A 14,570-nucleotide genomic window follows, 5' to 3' on the forward strand; every position below is an offset into this window, starting at 1 on the left:
AATTGAATGAGAGGAGGCGTTTATTGTGATTTCAAAACCAAGAGGAACCAATGATATATTACCAAGTGAGGTGTATAAATGGCATCATATCGAAAATGCATTTAGAACGATTTGTGCTGAATTCGGCTTTGAGGAAATCCGTACGCCAGCTTTTGAATATACCAAACTCTTTAAAAGAGGTGTAGGTGAAACCACGGATATTGTTCAAAAGGAAATGTTTAATGTGATTCCCAATGTGAAGATCAGAGAGATCCAAGGGGATGAGCAATCCGTTGCAAGTTTCAATCGTTACTTGGAAAAAGAAGGCATGACTTTAAAACCTGAAGGCACTGCACCTGTGGTCAGAGCATTCGTTGAGAATAAGCTGCATGGACAGGGCAGTATGCACAAGTACTATTATGTGACCCCTTGTTTTAGACATGAGAGACCACAAGCAGGTAGAATGAGAGCATTTCATCAATTCGGAATCGAAATCTTTGGTTCTGTAAGTGCGATTTCAGATGCCGAGGTGATCGCTTTAGGGGCTACTTTTATTGAACGTATGGGTCTTAAAGCGGTGGAACTCAGAATTAACAGTATTGGGTGTAAAGCCTGTAGACCTGTTTACGACAAAGCTTTAAGTGCTTTTTTAGAGCCGAAATTACCACGTTTATGTGAAACTTGTAATGACCGCTTCTCTAAAAATCCGATGAGAATTTTGGATTGTAAGAATCCATCTTGCCAAGAAGAAGTTCAAGGGGCGCCCGTGATGCTTGACTACCTTTGTGAATCCTGCGAGTCCCATTTTAGTGAAGTTCAGAATATGCTCACGGGCATGAAAATTGAGTTTATAGTGGATTCTGGCATCGTAAGGGGGCTTGACTATTATACCAAAACAGCTTTTGAGTTCATCTCAAGAGATATTGGTTCTCAAGCGACTGTATGTGGTGGCGGCCGATATGATGGCCTTATAGAGGAAGTCGGCGGCCCTGAAACACCTGGTGTGGGATTTGGCATGGGCATGGAACGTCTATTATTGACTATGGAGCAAACGCGTGTTGAAATTCCGAAGCCCAATTATGTGGATTTGTTTATCCTCAACTTAGGTGAAACTGCAAAAGCACCTGCTTTGATGCTCGCTCAGGCTTTGAGAAATGAAGGGATCAAGGTGGAACTGGATCATTTAGAGCGCTCGATGAAAGCACAATTTAAGTATGCCAATAAAATAGAGGTTCCCTATGTAATCGTTTTGGGTGAAGAGGAAGTCCGTAAAAAAGCTTTTGCACTTAAAGAGATGAAAACGGGCACTCAAGTGGATTATAAAATGGATGAAATTAAAAAAATAGCAGCTCAAATTAAAGCTGTGGAATAGATATTGGAGGAAGACATGGGCGAGGCATTAAACGGATTAAAAAGGTCACATTATAGCGGTGCTTTACGTGAAGCCAATATAGGTGAAACGGTGACCTTAATGGGTTGGGTACAAAAAAGAAGAAATCTCGGTGGATTGATCTTTGTGGATTTAAGAGATAGAGAAGGCATCTGTCAAATTATCTTTGATGCAGATGTTTCAGCAGAGGCCTTTGAAAAAGCATCTTCAATTCGAAATGAATACGTGCTTGCTGTGACGGGTAAAGTCGAAAAGAGACAGTCTGTCAATGATCAGTTGCCAACGGGTCAAATTGAAGTCTTTGCATCTGATCTTAAGATTTTATGCGAATCTGAAGTACCGCCAATTCATGTGGATGACAATGATGATGCTGGCGAGAGATTGAGACTCAAGTATCGTTATTTAGATCTTAGAAAGCCTAAAATGCAAAAGAGCTTTATCACAAGACACAAAGTGACTACGGTTGCTAGACGTTTTTTTGATGAGAATGGCTTTATAGATGTGGAAACCCCTATGCTTACTAAACCAACACCAGAAGGTGCAAGGGATTACTTGGTGCCAAGCCGTGTAAATCCCAATAAATTTTATGCATTACCTCAGTCCCCACAATTGTTCAAGCAATTGCTCATGGTTTCTGGATTCGATAGATATTATCAAATCACAAAGTGTTTTAGAGATGAAGACTTGAGAGCTGATCGTCAACCAGAGTTCACACAGATTGATATTGAAATGTCATTTGTGGATGAAGATGATGTTATGGGGATGAACGAAAGGCTTTTAAAACGCATTTTTAAAGAGGTTGCAGATGTTGAGGTGTCTTTACCGCTTAAAAGATTGACTTATAATGAAGCTATGACGCGTTTTGGTTCTGATAAACCCGATCTGAGATTTGGATTCGAACTCAAGTGCATCAATGCAATTGTCAAAGAGGCTGATTTTAAAGTCTTTAAAGATACGGTTGAAAACGGTGGCGATGTCAGAGGGATTAACTTCAAAGGTCAAGCCGATCATATCTCTAGGAAAGAAATTGGAAAGTTAGAAGATTTCGTTAAGACTTATGGTGCTAAAGGTTTGGCATGGATTAAACTTGCTGGGGGTGAAGTGACTTCACCGATCTCTAAATTCTTAACGCCAGAAATGCGCGCTGAAATTATCCAAAAGATGAATGGCGAAGAGGGCGATTTGTTGGTTTTCGTTGCCGATAAACCAAATGTTGTATTTGATGCATTAGGGGCACTTCGATGTGAAGTGGCTAAAAAATTGGAAATTATTGATCGTTCAAAATATGAATTCTTATGGGTGACAGATTTTCCACTCTTTGAATATGACGAAGAAGAAAATCGTTATATGGCGAAACATCATCCGTTCACATCGCCTAAAGATGAAGATATCGACAAATTAGAATCTGATCCAGCGCATTGTAGAGCAAAAGCCTATGATATCGTTTTAAATGGCTATGAAATCGGCGGCGGTTCTATTAGGATTCATGATCCTAAAGTTCAAGAGCGCATGTTTAAAGCGCTTGGTTTTACAGAAGAAGATGCAAACGAAAAATTTGGCTTCTTTATCGATGCCTTTAAATATGGTGCACCACCGCATGGTGGACTTGCATATGGTCTTGATCGTATGGTGATGCTCATCGTAGGCACAGAGAATATCAGAGACGTCATTGCATTTCCTAAGACACAAGATGCGAGATGTCCACTTACAAATGCACCCGGATTTGCTGAGGAAAAACAGCTCAATGAGTTGTTCCTCAAAATAACACCTGTTGAAAAGAAATAAAGGTCCTAATCTATGGCAAAGCGTTAATGAGAGTTCTTCTCATTGACGCTTTGTTTTAGATGGCCTATAATTAAAGTATAGATTTGCTAAGAAAGGGCATGATATTATGAATCGTACAGGTATTATTGTAAAAGAGATGGGCAAGTATTCCAAAGTTAAATTGATGAGACACACTGCGTGTGGGAATTGCGGTGCTTGTCATTTGGGTGATGACCAAAAAGATGTTCACTTAATTGCACTTAATGATGTTCATGGCGAAGAAGGCGATTTGGTTGAAGTCACAATGGGGACAGACAGTGTGCTCAGAGCTGCTTTTATCATGTATATCATTCCGCTTGTGGCACTTTTAGTAGGCTTATTTTTAGGGCAACCCCTTTTTGGACTGATGGGTCTTGAAAACATTGAGGTGCCATCGGCGCTTTTGGGCTTGGTATTGATGACAGGCACTTTTTTGATCATCAAAAGAAACGATAAGAGATTTCTTCAAAGTCAAAAGTACACGGCACATATTGAAATGATTGTACAAAAGAATCACAAAGACATACAACCCTTATAAGTTTGTATAATGGTTGAAAATGGGGGCTTTTATGAATTTAGATCAAATGTTATTCAGAGCGAGTCAAAATATATTAGATACCATTGAAGAGGGCATCCACATTGTCGACTTCAATGGTTTTTCGATTGTATACAACAAGGCGATGGAAGAAATTGAAGGTCTTAAGGAAAATCAAGTTATCGGGCGCCATTTACTGGATATTTTCCCCGATTGGACAAAAGAAAATTCGACATTGCTCACTGTACTCAACACAAGAATGCCCATTTTCAATCGAGAACAAAACTATCTCAACTTTAAAGGTAAGCGTATTTCAACGATTAATACCACCTATCCGATATTTGAAGAGGATGTGCTTATAGGGGCTGTGGAAATTGCTAAAAATCTAACGGCTGTCACAGATATGACAGAACAGATCATAGAGTTACAACAGAAACTGATAAAACCAGTCAAAAAAGAATTGGGCATCAGACAATATCATTTCGATGAATTGATTGGCAAAAATGAAAAATATCAAGAGGCCATAAAAATTGCAAAGAGGGCCTCTAATTCCAGTTCGAGTGTGCTCATATACGGGGATACTGGGACGGGTAAGGAACTGTTCGCTCAGAGTATTCATTTTGCAAGTACAAGGCAAGATTTGCCTTTTATCGCGCAAAATTGTGCGGCAATACCGGATTCTCTACTTGAGAGTTTGCTCTTTGGTACAGCGAAAGGTTCTTTTACAGGGGCTCAAGATAGACCAGGACTCTTTGAACAAGCGGATGGCGGCACTCTTTTTCTGGATGAAATCAACAGTATGAGTATGTCGTTGCAAGCTAAACTGCTCAGGGTATTACAGGAAAATTACGTCAGGCGTGTCGGCGGCAATAAAGATATCCCAATTGATGTTCGGATTATTGCGGCTACCAATGAAGCCCCTGAAATACTCATTGAAAATGGTCATATGCGTAAAGACCTATACTATCGGATTAATGTCATCAATCTGAGAATTCCAAGTCTGAATGAACGTAAAGACGATATTCCCTTTCTGGTGGATTATTTTATCAGAGAATACAATGAAAAACTGGGAAAAGATGTTTGGATGGTCACAGAAGAGCTTCAAAATGCATTTAAGGTTTACAACTGGGCTGGTAATATAAGAGAACTTAAAAATTTTATAGAATCTGCTATGAATCTTATAACGGATGAACACGTGATTACAAAGGAACATATGCCCTCACATGTTTCGGAAGTCCTTCTTCTGAAAAGCAAATATATTCAGGAAGATTTGATGGCAGTTGACGATCTCAATATGCATTTGCAATATATCGAAAGGGATATTCTCGAGAAAACGCTGAAGCACTATTACAGCAATGTTTCTAAAGCGGCAAAGCATCTGAATATTTCAAGACAAAATCTTCAATATAAAATTAAAATATATGACATTTCACTAGATTGAGCCGAAGGGGCTCTTTTTTTTGCGATAAAATAGGTTAGAGGGGTGCTCGACTTTTGGATTTGACACCCTAACCAATAATATCTGTTTTTACTCAAGTTTGATTTAATCTTAACGCGGATTTAAAATTCAAATGTTATGGTTGAAACGAAAGAGAGGGATTGTTCATGAGTTTGCCAGTGATGGATATAACAGAATATACAGAGGTGGAAAGAGATAAGGCGTCTGTTTTTTTAGAAATACTTGAAAATGAAAGTATCACGACGTTATACCAACCTATTTTTAGTCTGAAAAGTGGTGAGGTTTTAGGGTATGAAGCTTTGTCGCGTGGACCAGAAAATACGATGCTTTATTCTCCGCTAAAATTAATTGAGACCGCACATGAATTGGGTAAAATATGGGAACTTGAAATGTTGTTTAGACAAAAGGCAATTGAAAGGGCTAAATTATTAAAGAAAAATCAACTTTTGTTTATAAATGTGGACCCTGATATTATGAAATCAAATGAGTTTAAGTCAGGTCTCACGAAAGAATATTTGGCGCAGAATGGACTTTCAGAAAATTCTATTGTCTTTGAAATAACAGAGAGGACTTCAATTAGTGATTATGAGTCTTTTCAACAGGTTTTAGAAAATTATAGAATACAGGGGTATCAAATTGCAATTGATGATGTGGGTGCGGGTTATTCCGGTCTTAAGACCATCAATGAAGTGAGACCACACTTTATTAAAATAGATATGGACCTCATCCGCAATATTGACAAAGATGCTTTTAAACAGTCTCTGATCAAAGCTTTTGTGGATACTTCGATTACAACGAATATAAAAGTGATCGCTGAAGGCATAGAGACAAAAGAAGAACTCAAGACTTTAATACTATTAGGTGTACATGCAGCGCAGGGATTTTATCTAAAACAACCGGATAGAGCGTTGACTTTTGCAGATGAAGATTTAATGAAGCGCATAAAAGATTATAACCAAATCGCCAATAATATGAATGCTTTTTCTTCAGAATATCACTATATTTCAACCTTGGTGGGTGAGAGTGACCAAATCACATACGAGTCCATGACGCATTGTGTTACCATCAAGAGTTTTTTGGAAAATACGAGCAGGCAGAGTGTTTGTATTTGTGACAACGGCATTCCAAAAGGGATTGTTATGAAGCATGATTTAGACGCAGCGATGTCTGGAAAATATGGCTATGCGGTTTTTTCAAACCGACCTATATCCAAAATCATGTACGAACACGCTTTGGTGGTGGACTACTTCACACCGATTAACGTAGTGGCAAAAAAAGCCATGGAAAGATCTGATGATCGATTGTTCGATGATGTTATTGTCGTTAAAGGGAATCAATACTTTGGGCTTGTCAACATGAAAAAAATCATGGAATATGCACTCATGTATGAAAAAAATAACGGGAAAGAACATAATCCACTTTCAGGACTTCCAGGAAATCCAATCATTAATAGGGTTTTGGTAGATTTGGTTTCCTACAAAAGCAGTTCGCTCATTTTATATGTGGATATCAATGAATTTAAAATTTACAATGATGTTTATGGATTTGAAAAGGGCGATGTCATGATTCGCTATTTGGCAGACATGCTTAAAGACCTGGTAAAAGAACGGTTTCCCTATTCGAATTTTTTAGGACATGTGGGCGGGGATGATTTCATTTTAGTGGTCAACGGCGAAATGGATGCCTATGTCAACTTGTGCAAGATGATTATTTCAAAATTCGAATGCGACAAGGCACTCTTTTTTAAAGAGGAGCACTTGGTAATCGGAAAAATACATTCTGAAGACCGCTTTGGCGTCTTTAGAGAATTGCCTTTAACTTCTTTATCAGTCTCTGGGATATATGGTGATTTATCCGTGTACTCAACTTCTGAAAAACTCAGCGAACAACTTGCTAAAATCAAGAAAAATGTTAAGAAAAAAGGTGAATCCAATTATATGATATTACCTTGCTAGCAGTTCATATAGAGGTTGTTTAAATGTAGAAGAACTGGTGATTAAGCACTTCAAAAAAAATTTTTGAAGGCTTGATTGCCAGTTCTTTATTTATTAAACAATTTTGTAACCGAAAAGATTGGCATCAAAATAAGCATGAGCACACTTAAAAATATAAAGACAGAGGTGAATCCAAACTGATCGGCAATGGCGCCTGAAAGAGGGGCTACACAGATCACGATGAAAGATTTCAGTTGGCTTTCTATGGATAAAACAGTGGCGCGTTGGTCTTTCTCTAGATGATCACCGATGAGATCAACAAAGACCGGACGTCTTGAATCTATTAGAATGTTAGAGATCACAAAGAGTAATACTAAGATAATTTGCAATTCAAAGTAGGTGGAAAGAGCGATCCCTAAAAAGAGGAAGATCATCATTTTATAAAAATGATCCAAAAGATGTACTTTTGAATAGCGCTCAAGTAGTTTGTATACATTTCGGGAGCCCACAGCACTGGACAAACCCATTACGGCGTAAACAATGCCTAAGTAGATCACAAGAGTTGTATCCGTTGCCTTAAAAGTAGCAATAATGAGCAATTGTAGAATGGGCTGAATATAATCCCCAACACTTTTAAAGATAGCATCCAAGGAAGCAGAGTTTAAAGTCAAAATGATCAGCTTTTTAGACTTAAAAAAGCGTTCCAGTTGTCTTTTATTCTCTTTGGCAAAGTCTAAAAGAGAAAAAGTGACCTTATGGCGTTCGTTTAGACTGTTAGGATAAGATGCAATCAACATAAAATCGAGTACATAAGGTAAAATTGAGATTGCAAATAACGTTTTTAAATTGCCCGTGTAAAGATAGAACAGAATAGACAATATTGAAGAGAGCGCGCCCCCGATTAGTGAAAACGACCGCGTTCGCCCATAGACAAAGGTTTTATATTCAAACCAATTTTTTTGTTCTAGATAGCTAAAAATCATGGCTTTATGTGTCCCTGATCTAAAGGCTTCTCCAAGGGCGAAGAAGAGCATTGCCAAAGAGATCATATAAATGTGACTACTTATAAAGAATAGTGAAAATGAAATCATATAAAAAACAAAGCAGATCATGAGTTCCAATTTTTTACCATAAGTATCTGCGATTATGCCAGATGGAATTTCAAAGATATAAATGATGACTTCTCTAAAGGCATATAGGCCACCAATTTGAAGATATGATAATCCAATGGAGGATAAATAGATAATCAGATAGGGTTCAAAGAATTTTAAGTCTTTAAAAAAGCCATAATAACAAAACTTTTTGATTTGTGGGTCTTTAATGATTGTTTTCATAAGATTACCTCGCTTTATGAGATTATAAACCATTTAGAGATTTCTTTAAAGTAGAAAGTTAATAAAATAGCAGCAAAATATTTTGCGTCTAAATCTTAGAGAAAGCAAAATATTTTGCTTTCTCTAATTGGAATAGCAACTTTTAAAGCATATGTGCAAAATATTTTGCTCAAAATGCACAATAAATGCAAAAAAAGAGTGGGACTTTTTGATTTAATTATCTGATTATACAGTGTACGAATATTAAAACATTGTGATTTTTCAACGTGTTTGAGTGATTTGTTTAAAAAAATATACATTTGGCATGATACTTGCGTTTAATTATTGACGTAATGTTAAATACTATACGGAGGTGGTTTCTGATGAGAAATGAAAATGTAAAAGTAGCAATTTGGGGCTTCGGAGCAATGGGAAGCGGCATGGCAAAAATGTTAGCAACTAAAACAGGTGTTGAAATCGTTGGCGTTTGTGATAGACACGAAGATCGAGTAGGTAAAGACATATACGAAATCATAGGCGTTGATAGGGGCGATAGAGCATCTGTAATCGTCAATCCCAATATTGAAGAAGTTTTAACTGAAAAATCTTGTGATATATGTCTATGTGCGACAGATTCATTTACAGCTAAGGCGTTCCCAAGGTTAAAATTCGTTCTTGAGAAAAAAATTAATGTGATTTCCACAGCGGAAGAAATGTCTTATCCACAATCTCAAAATCCAGAACTCGCAGCTGAGCTCGATAAAATAGCAAAAGATAACGGTGTGTCAATCTTAGGGACTGGTATCAATCCAGGTTTGATCATGGACTTATTAGTGGTCATTTTAACAGGTTGTATGACGGATGTGACGCACATTGAAGCAAAACGCGTTAACAGCTTATCACCCTTTGGGCCTGCTGTTATGGAAGAACAAGGCGTCGGTATCACAGTTGATGCATTCAACGCTGGCGTAGCAGATGGTTCGCTTGCGGGTCATGTTGGGTTTGCTGAATCCATTAGAATGATCGGGGATGCAATCGGCTGGGATGTTGAAAAATATGAAACTCAAATGAAACCAATTGTGACAACTGTTGATCGTAAATCGCCATATGGTTTTGCTGCTGCAGGTCATGTTGCGGGTGTCAACATGACAGGTCAAGGCTTTGTAAACGGTGAGGTCAAAATTGATATGATTCACCCTCAACAAATCGAGCCAGAAATGGAAGGTACTTTCACTGGTGACTATGTGACACTCAAAGGCACACCAGAAGTTAACATGAGCATTAAGCCAGAGGTTGAAGGTGGCCTTGGTACAATCGCTATGTGTGTCAATATGATTCCTCAAGTGATCAACGCAGATCCAGGTTTAAAAACAATGCTTGATTTACCAGTACCAAGAGCAATCATGGGCGATATGAGAAAAATGATAAAATCATAAGATTTGAGCCGAAAGACTTGAAGCGGAATGTGTGGCCGCTGAAAGGTGTCAGCGAAAATCGGTTTGAGGCATCAAAGATGGCTCAAATATGATTTAAATCACTAGTTTTCGTCCAGCTTAGAGTCAGGAGTGTTCACCCTGCTCTAAGCGGTTAGACGAGAACGGGTCAGACAAAACAAAGTTTTGGCGGACAGTGATAATCATAAGATTTGAGCCGAAAGACTTGAAGCGGAATGTGTGGCCGCTGAAAGGTGTCAGCGAAAATCGGTTTGAGACATCAAAGATGGCTCAAATAGGATTTAAATAGAAAGGTGGTGCCCGAAATGCAGATAAAAAAAGGCGATTGGGTCAAAGTTCATAGAATTATATTAACCTGTGAGCAAAGAGCACCTCAAGTACCAGAGGACACTAAAAAAGTGCCACTGGAAATGTGGGTTAAAGGCTTTGCGCAGTCGGATTCAGAATTAGGTGAAGAAGTGACGGTTAAAACCATTACAGGTCGATTGGAAACAGGTAAAATTGTTGAAGTCAATCCGACTTATTCACATTCATTCGGTAATTTTATACCGGAATTATTACAAATAGGGATCGATTTAAAAGACATCCTTTTTGGAGGTGACGCAGATGAAAGATAATACCTATCAAGCCGTGATGAGCCGGAAAAATGAAATCATGAAAAAAGCGATTGGTATTGACTATGCGACTTTTGAAAACGATGGTATTGGCTTTGACTATGAAAAAATGATGCGTGAGACAGGTTATACACTTGAAGAAATGCAAAAAATTCAAGGGGAAACGGGTGTTGGCAACACCCCAATATTTGAACTTAAAAATTTGACTGCACTTGCTAGAAAATGTTCGGAAAAGGGCAAGGGCGCGCGTATATTTATCAAAGATGAAGGTGGAAACCCTTCTGGAAGCTTTAAAGCAAGGCGAGCAGCAAATGCAGTTCATCACGCTAAAAAGTTAGGCTATAAAGGTGTCATTGCGGCAACTAGTGGTAACTATGGTGCTGCTGTTGCATCACAAGCAGCGATGCAAGGTTTAAAGTGCATCATCGTCCAAGAGACCTTTGATTCTAAAGGCTTGGGACAACCCGAAATTGTGGAAAAAGCACGTAAGTGTGAGGCATACGGTGCTGAAGTCGTACAACTTACAGTTGGGCCAGAATTGTTTTATCATTTTCTTTTGTTGCTTGAAGAAACAGGCTATTTTAATGCATCCCTTTATACACCTTTTGGTATAGCAGGCGTTGAGACTTTAGGTTATGAACTTTCAATGCAAATGCGCGAGCGAGTGGGTAAAGACCCCGATGTAGTCGTCTGTACCAATGCAGGTGGCGGAAATCTCACTGGAACAGCGAGAGGCCTAATCAAGGCTGGTGCAACGGATACGGTTGTTGTGGGTGCATCTGTGGATTTATCAGGGCTTCATATGGCAAGCGATGGCCAATTTAATAAAAAGTCATTTACAACGGGTCACACGGGATTTGGATTGCCATTTGCAACTTATCCAGACCGTTCAGATGTGCCGAGATCAGCAGCTAGACCTATGCGTTACATGGATCGTTATGTGACGGTGACGCAAGGCGAAGTCTTTTACATGACAGAAGCGCTTGCACAGATAGAAGGATTAGAAAGAGGTCCAGCAGGCAACACTTCACTTGCAGCTGCTTTTAGTATTGCACGTGAAATGGATGAAGATCAAGTCATCATTGTTCAAGAAACAGAGTACACAGGTGCTGGTAAACATATTCAACCTCAACTTTCTTTTGCAAGAGACAATGGGATTGAAATCAAATTTGGCAATCCAAAGGACCAAATCCCTGGCGTTAACATCATATTACCCAAGCATCCAAGCATGATTAAAGCGATTGACCTTGACATGGAGAAAATACGCAAATCAGTGGTCAAAAACGCAGTTCAAAACAATAATGTCACTTCTGTTTCAAAAGCAGATATTGCATTTTTAGTAGATGAAACGGGTATGGATGAGGCTTTTGTAACAGAGACGTTAAAGGAACTTGATATTAAATTTTAAATCTCATGCGGAGATAGAAAATAAGGAGGATCATTCAATGAAAGGTTTTTTAAAGAGAGAAGATGACTTTCAATCTAGAAGAGCGCACCTTGCGGATCTTACAGATGAGCAACTCAAGGAACGTTTCTGGAATTTACTTGAGGAAGTTGTTGACCCGTTACTGGACTTAGCGAAAACACACACATCACCAGCGGTGGAGAGATCGGTACTCCTTAGAATGGGATTTTCAAGCCTTGAAGCACAACCTTTAGTAGATGGTGCGATTGACAGAGGTTTAATGGGCCATGGCGTTGGACATGTGGTTTATAAAGTGGCTAAATCTAATAATATCGATATCAGAACAGCGGGCCTTGAGTTAATCGAAGGCAAGCACTGGGATGACGCTGTGACGATGTTCAAAGGAGGGGCAAAATAATGCAAAAATTAGATATCAACCAAAAAATGGATGTAAAAGAAATTTTAAAAGATCTTGAGCATTATGTGCCTAAAAGAAGAGGCTGGGTTTGGAGAGCAAAAAGTGAAAAACAAGTCTACGGTCCTTTTGAATACAGTGATATGTCAACACCTCTTAAAAACTACATTGCTGGTCCTGCATCGCAATATTTTGGCAATATAGATCCACAACCGAATAACACAATCACCACTGAAATTGCTTCTGGCCGTTTCGAAGATGATATTAGACGTATGAGAATGGCTGCATGGCATGGTGCTGACCATATTATGGTTATCAGAACTGCTGGTCAATCTCACTTTGATGGTCTTATAGAAGGCACACCACAAGGAATTGGCGGTATTCCAATTTCTAGAAAGCAAGTGAGAGCACATCGAAAAGCACTTGACTTAATCGAAGAAGAAGTCGGCAGACCCATCAACTATCACTCATATGTATCAGGCGTTGCGGGTCCAGATGTTGCCGTTATGCTTGCAGAAGAAGGCGTAAATGGCGCACATCAAGATCCACAATACAACGTACTCTACAGGAACATCAACATGGTGAGATCATTTGTGGATGCCGCTGAATCTAAAAAAGTAATGGCATGGGCAGATATGGTTCAAATCGATGGCGCTCATAACGCAAACGCAACAGCTAGAGATGCATGGAAAGTTATGCCAGAATTAATGGTTCAACATGGGATCAATGCACTTTACTCCTATAAAGTAGGGATGCCTAAAGCCAATATTTCTCTATCGACTGTGCCGCCTACCTCTACGCCAGCACCTTGTATGAAACTTGATTTGCCTTACGCAGTTGCCCTTAGAGACTTATTTACTGAGTATAAGATGAGAGCTCAAATGAATACGAAATACATCACTTCTTCTTCAAGAGAAGCGACTGTGACACACGTGATGAATATGCTTATTTCTAGATTGACTTCAGCGGATATTCAATCTACAATCACACCTGATGAAGGCAGAAATGTGCCATGGCATATGTACAATATTGAAGCTTGTGAAACTGCAAAGCAAACTTTAACAGGCCTTGATAGTTTGATGGAAATGGTAGAGCTTAAATCAGAGGGTTATCTTAGAGAAAAAGCGAGAGAACTTAAAGAGAGAGCTGTTTTATATATCGAAGAAATCTTAGCAAATGAGGGTTATTTTAACGCTGTTGAAAAAGGATTCTTTGTGGATTCAGGCATGTATCCAGAAAGAAATGGTGATGGTATCGGTCGTAAGATTGATGGTGGCGTTGGTTCAGGTTCTGTATATGAAAGAGAAGCTGATTATTTTGCACCGGTTACAGCACATTATGGCAACAATAATGTTGCTCAATACGATGCAACCGCTGAGAAAGATCCTGCAAAATTGATCGATGGTTGTACCTTTGAAAAACCAGAAAAAATTATCTTTATTGATGAGCTCGATGAGACGGATAACGTCAACAAGCGTATGGAAGAAACTGAAAAATACAGAGGCGAGCACGGGGAATCTCCATTTGTTAAACCAGAAGTTCAGTGGCTAGGTGACGGTGTTGTTCAAATCGAAATCCTTTTACCACTTGCACTGCGTCCTGCACAATATGCGGCAATCGAATTTGGTAAAAAGATGAATTTAAAAGATGTTGAAGTGATTCACATCGAACAAATGCATCCATCTGAAGGCACTAGAGTTCAGCTTAAAGGGGTTCTCGATATGGATCTCGACATGAGAACTGTGGTGATTCCACCAGAACCAGAGGTATTGAGCGATGATGAAATTAGAGCTATGATTGATTCAAATCCAGTTAAAATTGTTGCTGGAACTGTGGGCCAAGATGAGCATTCTGTTGGTCTTAGAGAAGTCATCGACATCAAACATGGCGGGATTGAAAAATACGGTATGGAAGTTGAGTATCTAGGGACAAGTGTACCTATCGAAAAACTTGTGGATGCAGCGATTGAACTCAATGCAAATGTGATCTTAGCTTCAACGATTATCTCTCATGATGATGTTCACTACAAAAACATGAAGCGTATTCATGAATATGCAGTTGAAAAAGGCGTCAGAGATAAATTCATCATCTGTGCTGGCGGGACTCAGGTAACACCTGAAATTGCGAGACAAAATGGTATGGATGAAGGTTTTGGACGCTATGACAGAGGGGTCAATGTGGCGACATTCATCGTCAAAAGAGCAAAAGCATTAAGAGGCGAATAATCGTCAATTCAAGAAAGAGGGCTGTTTGCGAACCGCCCTCTTTC

The 14,570-nt window shown here is 39.0% G+C and carries 11 protein-coding genes; 10 read left to right on the forward strand and 1 reads right to left on the reverse strand.

Annotated features, from left to right (window positions below; all coding sequences use genetic code 11):
* Positions 1 to 25 precede the first annotated feature (25 nt).
* The 5 genes from hisS (at position 26) to F3D3_RS07360 (ending at position 7,121) form a co-directional block, all read left to right on the forward strand.
* Positions 26 to 1,351: a histidine--tRNA ligase gene (gene hisS, locus F3D3_RS07340; protein ID WP_306455933.1), complete on the forward strand. Its 1,326-nt coding sequence runs from the start codon at positions 26 to 28 to the stop codon at positions 1,349 to 1,351.
* 15 nt (positions 1,352 to 1,366) lie between these two features.
* Complete coding sequence (gene aspS / locus F3D3_RS07345; RefSeq protein ID WP_069872607.1) at positions 1,367 to 3,154, forward strand: aspartate--tRNA ligase; 1,788 nt, start codon at positions 1,367 to 1,369, stop codon at positions 3,152 to 3,154.
* 106 nt (positions 3,155 to 3,260) lie between these two features.
* Positions 3,261 to 3,710, forward strand: coding sequence for a SoxR reducing system RseC family protein (locus tag F3D3_RS07350; RefSeq protein ID WP_069872609.1), 450 nt, complete (start codon positions 3,261 to 3,263; stop codon positions 3,708 to 3,710).
* Positions 3,711 to 3,741: 31 nt separating this feature from the next.
* The gene (locus F3D3_RS07355; RefSeq protein ID WP_069872610.1) at positions 3,742 to 5,148 is read left to right on the forward strand and encodes a sigma-54-dependent Fis family transcriptional regulator; all 1,407 of its coding nucleotides are present in this window, start codon (positions 3,742 to 3,744) and stop codon (positions 5,146 to 5,148) included.
* A 164-nt stretch (positions 5,149 to 5,312) separates the two neighbouring features.
* On the forward strand, positions 5,313 to 7,121 hold the full coding sequence (locus F3D3_RS07360) for a GGDEF domain-containing protein (protein ID WP_084388888.1): 1,809 nt from the start codon (positions 5,313 to 5,315) through the stop codon (positions 7,119 to 7,121).
* 86 nt (positions 7,122 to 7,207) lie between these two features.
* Here F3D3_RS07360 and F3D3_RS07365 read toward each other — a convergent pair whose 3' ends face one another.
* On the reverse strand, positions 7,208 to 8,434 hold the full coding sequence (locus F3D3_RS07365) for an MFS transporter (protein WP_069872612.1): 1,227 nt from the start codon (positions 8,432 to 8,434) through the stop codon (positions 7,208 to 7,210).
* A gap of 362 nt (positions 8,435 to 8,796) precedes the next feature.
* Between F3D3_RS07365 and ord the strand changes: the two genes are divergently transcribed.
* From ord to oraE, 5 genes are all read left to right on the forward strand, one after another.
* Positions 8,797 to 9,849, forward strand: coding sequence for a 2,4-diaminopentanoate dehydrogenase (gene ord / locus F3D3_RS07370; protein ID WP_069872614.1), 1,053 nt, complete (start codon positions 8,797 to 8,799; stop codon positions 9,847 to 9,849).
* 323 nt (positions 9,850 to 10,172) lie between these two features.
* Positions 10,173 to 10,484: a 2-amino-4-oxopentanoate thiolase subunit OrtA gene (gene ortA, locus F3D3_RS07375; protein ID WP_069872616.1), complete on the forward strand. Its 312-nt coding sequence runs from the start codon at positions 10,173 to 10,175 to the stop codon at positions 10,482 to 10,484.
* Entirely contained in the window at positions 10,474 to 11,889 is a 1,416-nt protein-coding gene (ortB, locus tag F3D3_RS07380; protein ID WP_069872617.1) for a 2-amino-4-oxopentanoate thiolase subunit OrtB, read from the forward strand. The genes ortA and ortB overlap by 11 nt, the downstream gene beginning before the upstream one ends.
* 37 nt (positions 11,890 to 11,926) lie before the next feature.
* Positions 11,927 to 12,304 (forward strand): ornithine aminomutase subunit alpha, encoded by a 378-nt coding sequence (locus F3D3_RS07385; RefSeq protein WP_069872619.1) that lies wholly within the window; start codon positions 11,927 to 11,929, stop codon positions 12,302 to 12,304.
* Positions 12,304 to 14,526 carry a D-ornithine 4,5-aminomutase subunit OraE gene (gene oraE / locus F3D3_RS07390; RefSeq protein WP_069872621.1) on the forward strand — a complete coding sequence of 741 codons (2,223 nt, stop codon included), beginning with the start codon at positions 12,304 to 12,306 and terminating at the stop codon, positions 14,524 to 14,526. Before F3D3_RS07385 ends, oraE begins: the two co-directional genes overlap by 1 nt.
* Positions 14,527 to 14,570 lie beyond the last annotated feature (44 nt).

Origin of the sequence: Fusibacter sp. 3D3, from assembly GCF_001748365.1 — a bacterium.
In the GTDB taxonomy this organism is placed as follows: Bacteria; Bacillota; Clostridia; order Peptostreptococcales; family Acidaminobacteraceae; genus Fusibacter_A.